This window comes from Desulfosarcina widdelii (genome assembly GCF_009688965.1).
Lineage (GTDB): Bacteria > Desulfobacterota > Desulfobacteria > Desulfobacterales > Desulfosarcinaceae > Desulfosarcina > Desulfosarcina widdelii.
Genome location: NZ_AP021875.1, coordinates 5,455,793 through 5,472,811, shown reverse-complemented (window position 1 = coordinate 5,472,811; position 17,019 = coordinate 5,455,793). Strand labels below are relative to the sequence as shown.

At 38.9% G+C, this 17,019-nt stretch carries 13 protein-coding genes; all 13 read left to right on the top strand.

Features of this window, described 5'->3' with window-relative positions; translation table 11 throughout:
* The first annotated feature begins 110 nt into the window (after window positions 1–110).
* The 13 genes from GN111_RS25095 (at window position 111) to GN111_RS25035 (ending at window position 16,967) form a co-directional block, all read left to right on the top strand.
* Window positions 111–1,352: a glycosyltransferase gene (locus GN111_RS25095; RefSeq protein WP_155306388.1), complete on the top strand. Its 1,242-nt coding sequence runs from the start codon at window positions 111–113 to the stop codon at window positions 1,350–1,352.
* Window positions 1,339–2,247, top strand: coding sequence for a glycosyltransferase family 2 protein (locus tag GN111_RS25090; RefSeq protein WP_170302457.1), 909 nt, complete (start codon window positions 1,339–1,341; stop codon window positions 2,245–2,247). The genes GN111_RS25095 and GN111_RS25090 overlap by 14 nt, the downstream gene beginning before the upstream one ends.
* An 89-nt stretch (window positions 2,248–2,336) precedes the next feature.
* Window positions 2,337–3,251 carry a glycosyltransferase family 2 protein gene (locus GN111_RS25085; RefSeq protein ID WP_155306386.1) on the top strand — a complete coding sequence of 305 codons (915 nt, stop codon included), beginning with the start codon at window positions 2,337–2,339 and terminating at the stop codon, window positions 3,249–3,251.
* A 60-nt stretch (window positions 3,252–3,311) separates the two neighbouring features.
* Window positions 3,312–4,280, top strand: coding sequence for a glycosyltransferase (locus tag GN111_RS25080; protein ID WP_155306385.1), 969 nt, complete (start codon window positions 3,312–3,314; stop codon window positions 4,278–4,280).
* A 97-nt stretch (window positions 4,281–4,377) separates the two neighbouring features.
* A complete protein-coding gene (locus GN111_RS25075) occupies window positions 4,378–5,577 on the top strand; it encodes an O-antigen ligase family protein (protein WP_155306384.1) in 1,200 nt (399 codons plus the stop codon).
* Window positions 5,578–6,076: 499 nt separating this feature from the next.
* Entirely contained in the window at window positions 6,077–8,008 is a 1,932-nt protein-coding gene (locus GN111_RS25070; RefSeq protein ID WP_155306383.1) for a hypothetical protein, read from the top strand.
* A gap of 294 nt (window positions 8,009–8,302) precedes the next feature.
* On the top strand, window positions 8,303–9,727 hold the full coding sequence (locus GN111_RS25065) for a phenylacetate--CoA ligase family protein (protein WP_155306382.1): 1,425 nt from the start codon (window positions 8,303–8,305) through the stop codon (window positions 9,725–9,727).
* 76 nt (window positions 9,728–9,803) lie between these two features.
* Window positions 9,804–10,649 carry a sulfotransferase family protein gene (locus GN111_RS25060; RefSeq protein WP_155306381.1) on the top strand — a complete coding sequence of 282 codons (846 nt, stop codon included), beginning with the start codon at window positions 9,804–9,806 and terminating at the stop codon, window positions 10,647–10,649.
* 35 nt (window positions 10,650–10,684) lie between these two features.
* On the top strand, window positions 10,685–11,788 hold the full coding sequence (locus tag GN111_RS25055) for a glycosyltransferase family 4 protein (protein WP_155306380.1): 1,104 nt from the start codon (window positions 10,685–10,687) through the stop codon (window positions 11,786–11,788).
* 2 nt (window positions 11,789–11,790) lie between these two features.
* Entirely contained in the window at window positions 11,791–12,783 is a 993-nt protein-coding gene (locus GN111_RS25050; protein WP_155306379.1) for a GDP-mannose 4,6-dehydratase, read from the top strand.
* Window positions 12,784–12,992: 209 nt separating this feature from the next.
* A complete protein-coding gene (locus GN111_RS25045) occupies window positions 12,993–13,709 on the top strand; it encodes a sugar phosphate nucleotidyltransferase (protein WP_155306378.1) in 717 nt (238 codons plus the stop codon).
* Between the two features lies 1 nt (window position 13,710).
* Window positions 13,711–14,655, top strand: coding sequence for an NAD-dependent epimerase/dehydratase family protein (locus GN111_RS25040; RefSeq protein WP_155306377.1), 945 nt, complete (start codon window positions 13,711–13,713; stop codon window positions 14,653–14,655).
* Between the two features lie 92 nt (window positions 14,656–14,747).
* Entirely contained in the window at window positions 14,748–16,967 is a 2,220-nt protein-coding gene (locus tag GN111_RS25035; RefSeq protein WP_155306376.1) for a Gfo/Idh/MocA family oxidoreductase, read from the top strand.
* The last annotated feature ends 52 nt before the right edge of the window (window positions 16,968–17,019 follow it).

The window sequence follows — 17,019 nt, the reverse complement described above, 5'->3', positions numbered from 1 at the left end:
TATATTCGCATCTCTCGGGATGATTCCATCCATCGCTATTTATAACTGAACTTTGTTTAATATTTAAATTTCACCATCCAAATCATTCGCAATATTCAATATCTTTGACCATGAGATTTCTTTTAGTTTCGAGATATTTTCCTGAAAATTTAACAACAGATGTTCATGGTGTATTCAAACGTTTCAATACCCTTTTGGATGCAATCAAGAATATCGCAGATATCGATCTATTGTATTATGTGCCTGAAAATATATGTGTTTCTAAAAATGAAATACTCAGATTGGAGAAAGAATTTTCAAATCATTTCAACGTTTCGATCAAACTATATTTGTGCAAATATTTAAAAGCAAAAGATGTTAGGTCAAGGATCAAGAGAACAGTAAAATCAATTTTATCATTGCACAACCTGCCGTTCTATCAGAGTACCTCTGGTATTGAGCAAGTTATGGCATTTGAAAGGTGTTTGAAGAAACAACCGGATGCAGTTGTTGTACATCGCCTGGTCTCTATGTGCCCACTGCTCAAAACCAAACAAAAGCTACCTCCAATTTTTTTTGATTTGGATGACATAGAACATATCGCCTTTTTGCGAGGATTGCGACACTCTAAAGGCTTTTTGTCAAAACTGCTAAATTTATTATTGGTTCCAGCAATCTGTATTAGTGAATACAGAGCAATAAAAATGGCCAAGCGTACATTCGTTTGTTCAGAAGAAGACCAACGATACCTGCAAACCATATGGAAACATGATGGGATCTTAAACATCCCGAATGCCGTTGAAATACCCCCGGTTCAAAAAATTCCCTCCAGTCCGAGTCTGCTTTTTTTAGGGACCTATAAGCACCGGCCCAACGTTCAGGCTGCCGAATTTCTTATCCAGAAGATATGGCCACTCATTCGAAAAAAATTGCCATCTGCCAACTTGATAATTGCCGGTTCATCACCGGAAAGAATTTCCATGTATAAAAAGAACGTTCCTGGTGTGGAATTTGTCGGATTTGTTGAAAATCTAACCGAATTGTACGAAAATACAAGAGTTGTCTGTGTTCCGGTTTTGTCGGGCAGTGGAACAAGGATTAAGATATTGGAAGCAGCCTCGTACGGCAAGCCGATTGTAGCCACTGAGGTCGGAGCCGAAGGTATCGATTTGAAGGATAATGAGCAGATTTTAATTCGAAATTATCCAGAACCATTCGCCTCTGCGTGTATAGAATTATTAACAGAGAAAAATCGTTGTGAAGAAATCGGCCAGTCTGCCAGATCCTTGATATCAAGGAAATATAATAGGAATGCTGTCATAACAAAAATAAAAGACCTGATAAGCGATGAGCTTTTATATGCCAAAAGTTAGTGTAATTATTCCTACCTATAACCGAGTCGAGCATTTGTTACCTGCTATCAAAAGTGTTCTACGTCAAACTTATCAAAATTTCGAATTGATCATTTCAGATGATGGTTCAACCGATGACACCAGACAGGTCGTTATTTCATTAAATAATTCTAAAATACGATATATTACCAATAAAGGTTCGAAAGGACCGGGTGGCAACCGCAATAATGGCATCTCTCATGCTCACGGTGAGTATGTCGCATTTTTAGATGACGATGACGAATGGTTGCCTGATAAACTTCAGCACCAGGTCGATATTCTCCGCAAATCGTCCGGGACTGTATGCGGTGTATTTACTAATGTCAATTATATGGACAAGAAATCAGGCCAATTGATCAAAAGAAACCCCATTTTCGTTAATCCAAAACAAAACCTACTCAGGCAACTGGTGATTAAAAGCCCAATTTATACATCGACAATTATGGTTAAAAAAACCTGCCTTGAAAAAGTCGGTAGATTTGATGAATCAATCCATTACATGGAAGACTTGGACTTATGGATAAAATTAGCCAAAAAATGGAAATTCGAATATTTACCATCGCCCTTAATAAATTATTATGTGCATAGCACTGATCAGCTTAGTAAAAATTTAGAAGGTCAAATTGTAGGAAAGGAAAAACTTTTTAAAAGATATCCAAAATTGTTTAGGCAAGATAGGAAACGATGGAGCAGATATTTACTTAGCCTCGGTGTACACTATTGTCAGACAAACAATATGAAGAAGGGTCGGATCTATATTTTTAAATCAATATGTGTTTACCCTTTTATTAAGATTGCCTATTTTCAGTTTTTTGCTTCTCTTTTCAGTCCTGAATATTATTTTCGGTTAAAAAACTTATACAAAACCAATTGGTGATTAGCAACTAGTTTAAATTTAAGACTTCGAGACTTTCTATTCTTTTAACAATCAATATTTTGAATAGATAAAAGCAGGGAATCGAATAGATGAGAAAAGTAAGTGTTATTCTGCCGACACACAATAGAGCGGACCTCTTACAATCAGCTGTCCATAGCGTTCTCAATCAAACATTCAGAGATTTTGAATTAATTATTATCGACGACCATTCTACCGACCATACAACGAATGTCATAAAACGTTTCAACGATAAAAGAATAAATTATCTTCAAAATACTGGAAAAAATGGACCTTCCATAGCCAGGAATTTTGGAATGAAAAACGCTACCGGAAAATATATTGCATTTCTTGATGATGACGATGAGTGGTTTCCCGATAAATTGGAAAAACAAATAAGAATTCTAGATTTAGCAAAACCTGACGTTTGTGGAATTTATTCTAGGCCATTAATTATTGAAAGAAAAACCGGAAATGTTATTTTAAATGAAACTAAGGTTAAAAAATTGAGAGGGAGCCTTCTTTCCCAATTAATGATAAAGAATCCGATACAGACAAGCACATTGATCATACGTAAAGTTTGTATTGATAAAATAGGGATGTTCGATGAAAACATGCGGTATATGGAAGATAGGGATCTTTTTATCAGGTTGGCAATGAATTGGGATTTTGAATATATTGATGAGCCATTAACCAAAAAATTTCATCATGGATACGAGCACCTTAGTGAAAATCTATCCGGACAGACAATCGGAAGAGAAGTCATTTTGCGACGATATTCGGATTTATTAAAGACCAAAAAAAGAAGCTGGAGCCTTATGCATATATGCCTTGGAGCGCAATACTGCCAAATGGGAAAGATGAAACAAGGTCGAAAAAACTTGCTAAAAGGAATTGTCATTTATCCATTCAACAAAATATCATTTTTTCACTTGTTTGCTTCCTTTTGGGGGAAAAATAATTACCAACGAATACGGCACGCCTATAAGTCATCTGCGATTGAGTAAAAAACTTATCGGTATGTATTTCAGCTGTATGATTAAGCCTATAAAGTTCAAGGATCGTAAATGGACACTGTTAAAATTAGTGTTGTAATGTCTGTATATAATACTGAAAAATATCTCAGCGATGCAATCGATAGTATACTTGGACAGACATTTTCTGATTTTGAATTTATCATCGTAAATGATGGTTCTACAGACAGAAGCAGGAAGATCCTTGAATCTTACACTGATCCACGTATTTTAATTATTGATCAGGGGAATACGGGATTAGCAAGGGCGTTGAACAATGGGATAGAAAAATCGAAAACGAATCTCATTGCTCGAATGGATGCGGATGACATTTCTCTACCGAATCGATTACAACGGCAGTATGAATTTATGGTTGACAATCCTGATGTCATTGCAGTCGGGAGCAATGCCATAAATATTGATTACAGCGGCAATTACGTTTTTACAACGGCCAAAAAAATTTACAATAACGAAATTAAAAAGAATTTGCCCAACACACCATTTATTCACCCCTCAGTTATGTTTAAAAAAGATGCATTTCTAAAAGCCGGAAAATATTGCAATAAAATGGTTAAAGCACAAGATACGGTTCTATTTAACCGCATGGCCAAATTCGGTAATTTTCATAATATCGAAGAACCATTAATACAATATAGGATTGTACCTTCCGCCAACAGCTTAAGAAAGAAACTCGACAGTAAATTTTTTGAAATCATTAAAAACGCTATCTATAAGAATACGATTTCCGACGAAGATGAGGATTTTTTAAGATCAATTTTATCAAATAGAAACCAAGATATGGAATTATCCACTTACCATATTTTTTTAGCTAAGAAATATCTATGGAATAATTTTCAACCTGAAATGGCGAGGTTACATTTAAGGCACTCCCTACGTATTAAAACTCAATTGATTGTTTTGCCTTTACTCATACTGTCAATTTTTCCACAGCAACTAGTTGTTCAAATTTATAATAGCATTAAATTGTATAAAATTCCTTTTAGGCTCATAGCTCGTTATTAATGTATTAAGATCATTATTGTTAATAAGTTAGACATCTATATAGCGATCGAATTATTCATAATACTTAATTTTAGCCTTTTTAATATATTTTCATTCAATGAGATTTAACTTACTATCTATCAGCTTTTTTATTTTACTTCTTTCAGCCTTCTCTCGTCCAATCGTATCCATTTTAGAAGGCCGAACCCCACTGCCGCTTCATAAATTAATTCCAGTAGGTTTTTCATATATCTTCCTGCTATTACTATTTCTTTGTTTTTCGAAAATAAAATGGGATGTATTGGGGGTAGTCATTGTTGTTTTTTGCCTTTATGCCACTTCAAGTTTATTATGGGGCTCTAATCCTACTGCTCTGCCTGAACTGATTTTACCCTATTTTGGATATTTCGCTGCAAGAACTTTTACACGTGATAAAAACGATGCCATAACAATTAATAATGCGTTAATTATTGGTTTCACAATACCAATTGTTGGCAGTGCTATTTTTATGTTATTGAAACTGTCGCCTTCACATCATGTTTATGGCAGCGGCGTCTTAAGGCAAACCGGTTTGTATGTCGGCTCACATACTGCTGCTCACTCAATGGTTATATTTTCATTTATTTACGCTTTATTTCTTACTTATAAAAAAAATGTAAAAATCATCTATCAAAATCTCGTTCATATCCTGTTTTTTCTGTCCGTCTACACACTTTGGAATACGTATGTAAGGAGTGGGATTCTTACTTTATTGTTATTTTGGTCGACTCTCTTGTTCTTTTGGCGCAGAAAATACTTTTTTATATTAGTTATCTTGATTGTTGGATTTGGAATTTTATTCTCATCAACGGTTCAATCAATTTTCTGGAAGGCAGACACATGGGATCGGCAACGTAATCTGGACACTGCCAGCAGCGGACGTATTAAACTTTGGAGCCACAATCTCAAGTTGTTTACAGACAGCCCGCTATACAAAAAAATGCTTGGTTTCGGTCTTGGAACTGAATCAAAAAGGGTTATTGGTGGAGAAAAGGAGGTGTGGTCTTCCCACAACGATTTCATCTCTTTACTGATGATGCTTGGCGTTTTTGGCCTTCTGGTTTATATTTTTACAAATATTCTTCTACTCTACGAAATCTTTCTCACACAAGGAACTTATTTTGTAAAAATTATCTTCTTATCTGCAATCGCAGCATCAATTTGTACATCCATGGTAACCAATGGCTATGTTTTTCGAATTGAAGCTGGGCAGCTATTCTGGTTAATTTTTGGTTATGGGTTCCATCTCATTCAATCGAAAGAAATACAAGTCCAATGAGATTATAATTACAATATGTTATATATCATTAGCTATTCATCACAGCAAAATTCGGCACCGATGTAGTTTCATGACACTGCTTGATCGCCACTAACTTTGTGCATAAAAGTGTATGTCAAATCAAAATAGTATCCTCTGATTTTTGCGCAGGAGATCTAAAATTGCCCAATTTTTTCAAATTTTTCATCAATTTTCTGCTTTTTCGACACCATCTGTTTAGGAAGCAAATCTATTTTGTGACATGAAGTTTATAACCATTCGAAAAATTTGATAATTTTATCCATTGTTTTTCTTGATATATTTTAAGGCACGGATAACTCGAAATGGCATTATTTTTGCTGAGCTTCTCGACAGAGCGCTCAGCAAAAAAGATTTAAAGCGATCAATATTTTAAACCGATATAAAAAGTACATTTAGTCAGCATTACGATTTGCCATTTTGATTCAATCTGAGGACTGCCGGACGGGTATCTGTCCTGATAAGTTAAGGGGGTTTTCTCGTGAAGTGCCTTACCAAGTTTATAATTTTTCTTTCCGTTATAATTAGCACATCCATATCCTTCGGTGCACAAAGTAGCTATTTTGTGACCCCGGAAGGTAGTGGCTCCAGAGATGGAAAAACTCTTTCCAACGCCTGGAGCATTAATGATTTTAATAACTCAAATAATTGGACTGACTCGGATAATAATGACACTATCGATCCAGGGGATACGGTTTATTTTTCAGGAACGTTCAAGAGTATCATTTATCTAAAAGGTAGTGGAACGGCAGGTAAAATAATCACTATCGACGGGGCGGACGCTACATTGGGTTATGATGGCGACTGGGGCCGAGGGCTAATCAGAATCGATGGCAAAAATTTTCTTACTATAAAGAATTTTCACATCGACTGCGGCTATATAACAGGTACTTCAGAGACGCACAATGGAATTTATATTAAGGGTACGAATGAAAACCCGTCAACTAACATTACAATAGATAATAATGATATAACTCAGACTGTTACCGGAATTTTTTACGGTGGCAACGTTCAAAATTTAACCATTACTAGGAACAGATTTCACGATCTTAATGGATCCGGTGTGCGTGGAGGAAAATACACTTATGATGAATGGGCCTGGCCACCGCCGAAGAATATTACCATTGGTGGAGCCCCGGGAATGGGTAATAGTTTTGTTAATGTCGGCTATTTAGATTCATACTATAACACAGATGCTTTTGCGCATTTGGATCATACGTCGGATATTATTTTTAGCTACAATATCGGGTACAGTACCAAGACGTGGTGGGGTATGACCGGTTTGTATGGGAATAATATTAAAAATGTTCTTGTCGAGTACAACATTCTTCATTCTTTTAATGCCGATCATCACCGGCCACCAATCGCTATGAAAGGTGATTTAAACCCCTGCGAAGTTCATGGACCCTATATTATTCGTTTTAACCACATTTGGAATTCGCACGGTGATGATAAATCCTGGGGTGATTCCTCTCCAGCTTTCACATGCAGTGGCAACTGGGCAGGACTTTATGCTTACGGTAATAATATCCACGATTGCAGCAGTGCTTTTGGGCCGACTCTAGGTTATTCAAGCAATAAAGACGGTTGCCCTGATAGCGGAACTGCAAAGTATCTTTGGCGTGATGGTAAGGATGTCAACGATATCTATATTTTTTCGAATATTGTATCGAAAACACAGGGAACTGCTGTGTATACAGGGGGGTATGCTGGCAATAATGATAGCATAAATAATGTTTACGTTTTCAACAACACATTCTATAAAATTGGTACACGACAAACGGATTTAGGTTTTGGTTATGCCGGGACTAATTTATTTACATCGTCAAGTGGAATAGGCATGACCTTAAAAGGTTATCAGTATAACACACACGTATACAGAAACAACCTCATAATTGATCCGAGACCGAATGACACTTATAAATTGGCAATGAAGTTAAGATCAACTGCTGATAATTTTGTAAACGATTTCAATCACGCATACGATTCATCACTCAAAAATATCATTATAGAATATAGAGATGACTCTGACAATTCTACACAGGTTAACTGGGGCTCATCTTCAAATATTTCTGCTGATGGAAAATCCAATTCCATAGGAAACCCACATTTAAAAAACCTGAATGAAATGGACTTTCGATTAACAGAAAATAGCACGACATTGATAGGTACTGGAGAAAAAATGGGTACCGGTAATATTATTACATTAGAAATACAAGGGCAGTCATATCCAATTCCTTGGGACTTTTCTCTTGGACCCCAGACCATATTTAGCACAACCGACCCCGACAAAATCATTATCGATGAGGTCAGTCAAAATAGCTTGGGTTGGAACAGGGGTGCCTATGCATTTGTTGAAAGTCAAGATTCTTTGGGTAAGGTGAAAGGTGTCAAGGTTGAAGCAGTTCCCTAACAACTTTGCTATCCTAAACAAGCATTTTTTATTTGTATATTCTTCCTACTGCTTTGTTAAACGCATCCATTTTGATAGCCTTCATTTTTAAAAAACCAACCTGATTTCAGATATCCCAAAATTTGAAATCAGGTTGGTCTCTATTATCAAACTTGCCCCTATCTTTATCTTTTTCCTTTACGACTTTTTATCAAAATTACGAAAACTGCCTCCTTGTGCACTTTCTCAATTCGGTATCAATCCGTTGAATATGATCCGCCTAATAAACCATGATCGAAATTGAGGACCCACTACATGTCTTTCTCTGTTGAAGACCAACTATATGGAAATTTTAAATCGATATACAACAGTAGTCCTCAGTTTATAAAATCTGTCATTGGTCACTTATATGGCCTTGTACCTGCCCGCTTGCGATATGGGAAAACCTATAGTTACTACCTTTCGCTTTTGGAAAAATCCCAATGGTGGTCCGATGCTGAAATTGAGGATTACCAATGGAGAGAGACAGAACGACTACTGCACCATGCTTACCAAAACGTTCCTTACTATAAATCTCTTTTTGATGAACACGCACTGTCATTGAAAGACATACAAAACTTCTATGATTTTAAAAAAATCCCCTATCTAACGAAGGAAATCGTAAGAAATAATTTATCCAACCTGTTAGCAAAAAATTATTCAAAGTCTAATGCGATACTCGTAACCACAGGTGGTTCTAGCGGAGCCCCTTTATCCCTTTACTATGAAAAAGGTGTTTCCAGGTCAATGGAAAATGCCTTTATAATGACACAGTGGAAAAGATATGGATATTCTTCGGGGGATCGGACTGTCGTTCTTCGAGGAGATGTAATAAAAAATACTAATGATAAAGCACCATCATATTTCGATCCAATTAAAAACAGTCTTATATTGTCTTCATATCACATGATTGATGACAATTTGCGACATTATATTACTAAAATAAATAGTTTTAAACCCAAGTACTTACATGTTTATCCATCGAGTCTGATCATTCTCGCTCAGTATATGAAAAGAAACAGTGTCGAGCCTTTTCCTGGACTTAAAGGCATATTAGCGAGTTCCGAAACAATTCATGATTGGCAATTAGAGCTATTTCAGGAAGTTTTTGAGTGCAGAGTTTACCACTGGTACGGTCTTTCCGAACTTGCCGCGCTGGCGGGGGTTTGTGAAGTTTCCGATAACTACCATGTTTTTCCCGAATACAGTTATGTCGAATTTATTAAAAATGAAGAAGAAGTGATCAATAATGGCAACGACAATGTTTTCGAAATCGTAGGGACGAGCTTTTGCAATGATATCACGCCGCTTATCAGATACCGTACGATGGACTATGCTATTCCAGAAAAAAATAAATGTGAATGTGGCCGCAACCATAAATTGATCAAGAAGGTATTGGGAAGAAAGCAGGATTTTTTCATAGATAAAAGCGGCAGTATAATAACATTTATTTATGCTGACGTACCATTGTGGCCAATGAAGCACAAAATTATGGCATACCAATACATCCAGAATGTCGCCGGGAAAGTGATATTGAAAATCGAACCAAAGGAAAAATTTACTAAATCTGATATAGAATTGATTATGAGCGGGTTTAAAAATATTTATACAAGATTTGAATTAAAAATTGATTTCGTTGAGAAAATTCATCGAACGCAAAGTGGTAAATTTTTATATTTTAAACAAAATATTTTTTCATAATATTTTTCTACTATTCTATGTATAAATTTTTCTGGGAAGAATCAGTTACACAATTTGATAAATGCTGGGTGAATAATTGAAACCAAATCTGTTTATAATTGGTGCGATGAAATCCGGAACGTCATCTCTATATGAGTATCTTGGATCTCACCCTGAAATTTTCATGTCTCCAGTCAAAGAGCCAATGCATTTTTCACGTGAAGAACTATGGTCGAAAGGAAATTTGGAATACATTGAACTATTTAAAGAAGTAAAAAATGAAAAATTTATTGGTGAGGGTTCAACTGAGTATTCAAAGCTTCCTTATCGTCCGGGTGTGGCAGAGCGTATCCATAAGTTTAATCCTGACTCAAGGATTATTTATATCATGAGGAATCCCTTTGATAGAATTGTCAGCCAATATAAGCATATGGTTAGGAAGGAAGGCGAGAAAAATAAATTATCGGATGTGATTTTGACTGGCGATTATATGTCAAATAGTCATTACTCGTATCAAATTCAACCCTATATTAATCTGTTTGAGAATGTTTTTATCGGCACATTCGAAGCGATGGTGTCAGATCCTCAAAAGTTTTGCAATGATTTGTTTTATTGGTTGGGAGTTGCGAAATATCAAATTGCGAATATTAAAAAAGTATACCATGCTAGCCCTAAAAAGATCGAAACGATAGATAAGTTTACTTTTTTGGGAAAGCTCCATTCTATAGCTGAAAATTTTCCGTATAGAAAAATTTTACCGTACAACATTCGAAAATCCATTAAAAAATTTGCTCCAAAAAAAATCGATTTTGATTTTGAATCCAAATGGTTTCACGAAGACATCCGATTTTCAAGAAATATATGCGTAGATACGTTAAAAATGTGGACCGAAGAGTTAAAAGAAATGACATATAAATCCTATGATGAATGGGATTTAAATTGACTATCATAAATTCGTTTTTCACGTAGTTCAAAATCTTGAAATCACTTATCCAAATCATGCAAAAAATATCAAGAAGCATTACACTGGTAGGACCTTTTCCCCCGCCATATGGCGGAATCAGTATACATTTGCAAAGACTCACCCGCTACCTTGATCAATCACAATACGATTACACCTTATACAACGGTACTTCAGATAGCAGTTGCAGCAATCGGATTATCAGCGTTAAGAATAGAAAGCTGTTTTTTATAGTTAAACTTTTTTTATTTGAAAGATCAAAGATTTTTCATTTACACACGCCAAATTTTTTAGCACGAGTCGTATTTGGTATCATGGCGATGTTTCGATCTGGTAAATACGTAATCAGCATTCAAGGTCGCAGTATTAACCTTTCTATCGAAAAAAGTTTAATAAAAAAATGGATAACGTTCTGGATTTTAAATCAAATGGACGCCATTATTGCCTGTAATGAAAATATAAAAAATGACTGCATAAATAAAATTGGCCTATCAAAAAAAAAAATATTTATGATTCCAGCATATATCCCACCATTGGTCGAGGACATAAAAGAACCACCTGCTTACTTGTCTAAATTCATACAATCACATTTTCCGGTTCTTTGTGCCACTGGATGGATTGGTCAGAAATACAATGCTGAAGATGTTTATGGAATTGACATGTTGATAGAACTGACTGAAAGATTAATGCCTGATTTCCCTAACATCGGGCTTGTCTTAAGCATTAACGGGGCTGAATCGGAGAAGTTGGTTCAACAGACTATTAATCATGCGAAAGCCTTGGTTGGCGATCATATCAATTTCATTATCGAACAGCTTGATGACGTTGTCGGACTGTATCGCGACTGCGACCTTTTCTGCAGACCGACGAATACAGACGGGGATGCCGTTTCCATTCGTGAAGCACTTCATGTGGGAACACCGGTTATTGCTAGTGATTGTGTAACCCGTCCCGTGGAGTGTGTGCTTTTCAAGTCACGAAATATGAACGACTTTGAACATACTGTTCGCAAGGCCTTGAAGCGCATTGATAAACTTTTTGTTGTGCCAAAAGTGGGAGGGGCGCCAAACAACGCTGAACTGATTCTCCAACTATACAATACCTTAATCGCAGGTGATTAATTATGAAGCTGTCCAAGAAGAAAGTTTTGATTACAGGTGCTGCAGGTTTTATCGGTAGCCACCTTGTGGAAGCCCTGATCAACCAAGGTGCCGATGTAAAAGCGTTTGTGCGATACAACAGCCGTAACGATTTAGGCAACCTGTCATTTTTAAGTCAACGGTTACTTGAAAACATGGAAATTATCTGGGGCGACATCACCGACGAAGGGATGGTACGAAATGCCGTCAGGGGGTGTGATTGCGTTTTTCATCTAGCGGCACTGATTGGCATACCATACAGTTATGTCGCTCCCGGCAGCTATGTAAACACCAATATCAAAGGCACGTTAAATGTTCTGGAGGCGGTAAGAGAATTCAGTGTGTCCAAGATGGTAACCACATCCACCAGCGAATGTTACGGCACGGCTTTATACGAACCCATCGATGAATCCCATCCATTGCAGGGCCAATCTCCATACAGCGCCAGCAAGATAAGTGCTGACAAGCTGGCCGAGAGCTATTATCGGAGTTTCGATGTTCCCGTGTCGACAATTCGTCCGTTCAACACCTATGGGCCACGTCAGTCTGATCGAGCAGTTATACCAACAATTATCAAACAGCTCCTTCTTAAAAAAGAGACGATCTTCCTCGGGGCGCTAACCCCTTGTCGAGATCTGACGTTTGTCGAAGATACCGTGGATGGTTTCATAAAAATTGCTGAGAATTCCGACACAGTCGGAGAGACCATCAATATTGGAAACGGCAAGACAATCAGCATCGGTGCTTTAGCTCAAAAACTAATTGATTTGGTAAACCCTGGCGTTAGCGTTGTATCCAGCGAGGAGAGGCTCCGTCCCGAAAAAAGTGAGGTCTACAAGCTCATCTGCGACAATAAAAAAGCGAAAACGGTAGTTGGATGGGCCCCAAAAGTAACTTTAGATGAGGGCCTTAAAAAAACCTTTCAATTCATCAAAGCGCACCGGGACCTCTATGTCGGAGACAACTATACCGTGTAAAAAATGTTGACAGACATGGAATCATCCGACATTCTTGCAAACTTTTTTTTATTGTAGCAGTAAATGTGAGTACCTTTCTGGCCTTCAGATTTCAATACATTTCTGGACGGACACTAAATAGTCGGACATCGTCACCTTTCTTTCTCGTATCTTTACCAAGCTCCCGATTGTTCAATTCTGGTTTTAAAATAATGATGGAGGATCCGTTCATGGAAGCAATTATCCTGGCAGGTGGATTGGGTACAAGACTTAAACCGTATACCACAGTAATCCCAAAGCCGATTGTACCCGTTGGCGAGAAAGCAATCATGGAAATAGTGCTCAACCAACTGGTATCATATGGATTCACCCGTGTCACGCTGGCTGTTAATCATCTTGCACAGCTTATTATGGCTTACTTTGGCAACGGTGAACGATACGGCCTTCAAATCGAGTACTCCTTCGAAGACAAACCACTGGGAACGATCGGCCCGCTAAAATTGATCGAAACCCTTCCCGACAATTTTCTAGTTATGAATGGCGATATTCTTACTGATTTCGACTTCGAGCGATTTTTTCAGAAACATATAGAGAACAGAGCGATGGCAACCATTGCCACTTATGAAAGAGACGTTAAAATTGATTTCGGCGTTTTGCGCTACGATGCGACCACAAAGAAAATCGATAGTTTTACAGAAAAACCGACCCATCATTACAGTGTCAGTATGGGGATTTACGCCTTCTCTAAAAGAATTTTACAATATGTACCCGATAACCAGGCATACGGCTTCGATCAATTAATGTTGGATATGATTGGCAATCATGAAAATATTCAGGCATATCCCTTTGACGGATATTGGTTGGATATCGGAAGACCGGACGATTATGAAAAAGCCGGACGAGAATACCCTGCGATGAAGGATAAATTTGAGGGCCGGAAACAATAAATTGAGAAAAGAAATGCCTTACCGCGTGCTTGTTACCGGTGCATTGGGATTTGTCGGGAGGCACCTGATTGATTACCTGCGCTATCAGCGTCTCGACATGCAGATCTTAGGCGTTGATCTGGAGAGAACGGTGCCTGAAGGGGTTACTTGGTCCTATAAATCTGTGGACCTGGCTGACCAAGATACGGTTTTTGACATTTTGCAGGAATTTTCACCAACACATCTCTTTCATCTTGCAGGGCTGGTTGGACCAGGAACCTTGGCGGCGCACATTACGGCCAATCTATTTATCACTGATACGGTGTACAATGCCGTGGCCAGACTCAAGACACGGCCAAAGGTAATCCAGGCCGGTTCTGCGGCAGCCTATGGCTGGATCCGACCTGAAGAATTACCGGTCGTTGAGACGCAAACACTCAGACCCATCGGGCCATATGGAATGAGCAAGGCCGCCCAGGACATGTTGGCTGAATCGTATTGCCGAGGAGAAGGGATGCAGATTATTCGAGCCCGAATATTTAACCTGTCAGGTCCCGGTCAGAGCCGTGCAATGGTTCCAATGACGTTTGTCCATCAATTCAGGGAGATCAAAAATGGTTCGGCAGCAAAAATAAGAACCGGGAACTTGTTGCCGACGCGTGATTTCATCGATATTCGTGACGTCGCGTCCGCGTTTTTTCATCTTGCCTTAAAAGGCCAGCCCGGGGAAGCGTATAATATTGCCGGAGAACGCGAGATCGCAATCAAGAATGTTATTCAGATGTTGATTGATCATACCGGGCTCGAACCGGAAATAGAGGTGGACGCGGATCGGGCAAGGGCATCGGATATCATGCGCATATATGCCGATTGTAGCAAAATAAAAAAACATACCGACTGGCACCCAGGAATCAGTTTAAGGCAGTCACTTTACGATATGTGGGAGCAATTGAACGCCGATAGCTGATCTGTGGACAACAGTGCTATGAATCTCTTAAACTGAATGATTGCTATTTTATTGCTGCTAACCGACCTTCGAAGAATAAAGACCATAAAATCATGCAACAACTGACTCAGAAGCTAAAAACAGGTGATTTGAAGATTACGGAAACACCGTTGCCTATCGTCAGCCCCAAACAGGTAATGGTTCGAAATTTTTTTTCGTTGATCAGCGCCGGAACTGAGAGAAGCACCGTGAAGACTGCCAGGAAAGGCTATATCGGAAAAGCAAAGGAGCGTCCTGAGCAAGTAAGACAGGTACTTCAAACCCTGAAATCACAGGGACTCGTGCAGACCTACAGGGCTGTGATGAAAAAGCTCGATTCTTATTCTCCACTTGGCTACTCCTGTGCCGGAGAGGTTGTGGATATCGGACCAGGGGCAATCGGTTTCTCAATTGGTGATCGTGTTGCTTGTGGCGGGCTCACCGCTTCCCACGCCGAATATGTCAGCGTACCGATGAATTTGTGTGTAAAACTTGAACCTGACGCGGATTTTAAGTCTGCTGCCTACAATACGGTGGGCGCCATCGCCATGCAGGGTGTGCGCCAAGCCGACTTGAGGCTTGGTGAAACCTGTGCGGTCGTCGGGTTAGGCCTGTTAGGCCAGTTGACCAGTCTGCTTCTGAAAGCATCCGGCGTTCGCGTCATCGGTATCGATATCGATTCAGCCATGGTGGATCTTGCATCCAAACATTGTGCTGAACTTGCGATGCGTCGTGATGAAACAGGCATCGAAGGCCAGATTGAGCATTTTACCAAAGGTCTGGGATGCGATGCGGTAATCATCACGGCAGCGTCGACTTCGTTAGATCCCATCAACTTTGCAGGGGCAATCTGCCGCAAACGAGGAACTGTCGTGGTTGTAGGAGCCGTGCCCACAGGCTTCGAAAGAGAACCTCACTTTTACAAGAAAGAACTGCAAGTCAAGATGTCCTGTTCCTATGGGCCGGGTAGATACGACCCGGCTTACGAAGACAAAGGACAAGACTATCCGCCTGCTTATGTACGGTGGACGGAAAAGCGAAACATGCAGGAATTTCAATCTTTGCTGCATAGAAAAAAGATCGATGTAAACTACCTGACCACCCACACCTTCAAGCTTGAGGATGCACCGCATGCTTACGATATGATGATAGAAAAATCAGAGCCTTTCATTGGCATCCTCATCGCCTATGATACGTTAAAAGCCGATAATCCAAATCAATCTAAGATCTTAATGGTGCCCGCCTCCGATCGGACACCATCTTCGGTAAACATCGCTTTTTTCGGTGCAGGATCCTATGCCCAAGGAAACTTGCTTCCGAATATCCCCAAACAATCCTCAGTGAAACTAAAAGGTGTGCTTACTACAAGCGGGTCGTCATCTCGTTCCGTAGCCGAACGTTTCGGGTTTGAATTCTGCACATCAAATAAAAATGAGCTTTTCGCTGACGATGACATCAATACTGTCTTTATCGCTACACGCCATGATTCCCACGCAAAATTCGTGATCGAAGCGCTCAAAAACGGAAAAAATGTGTTTGTCGAGAAACCTCTTTGCCTCAATGAAAATGAGCTCAATGACATTTTTGAATTTGTTGGCACTCATGTTGAGGGTAGCAATTCAGTCAAGAAAAAAACAAATCAATCCAATGCAACCGAATCAACGGAAACAACTGGCAAGCCACTTTTAATGGTTGGCTTCAACAGGCGTTTCTCAGCATTGACCGAACAATTGAAAATCGTTTTCCCCAATGGTCCGTTAGCAATGACCTATCGGATTAATGCAGGTCAGATTCCGAGGGATTCCTGGATTCAGGATCCTGATATCGGCGGTGGAAGAATTGTTGGGGAAGTCTGTCATTTCGTTGATTATCTAACCTATCTGAATGGATCCCTTCCAGAAACAGTCTATGCAACCGCCATGAAGGATCCTAAAAATTTGGATGACGTCGTGACTGTAAGCTTAACCTACCGCAATGGATCCATTGGTACGATTGCCTATCTATCCAATGGCGACAAGAGCCTCCCAAAGGAAAGAGTCGAAATATACGGTTTTGGATCGGTCGCTGTGATAGAAGATTTCAAGTCGATAGAGGTCTATTCAAAAGGAAAAAAAACAATAAAAAAGCTAATCGCTCAAGACAAGGGACAAAAGAAGCAGGTAGACGCATTTATCAAAAGTGTTCTGGAAGGTTCTGCTGCTCCGATCTCCCTCCAGGAAATCTACAGTGCGACCTTAACGACCATAAAAATTGTAGCATCGCTTCGGACTGGGTTAAAAATTCAGTTCAGATGATACAGTGATACTAGTTTATTATTTGCTTATGTGTTTTTATAATTTTCATTAT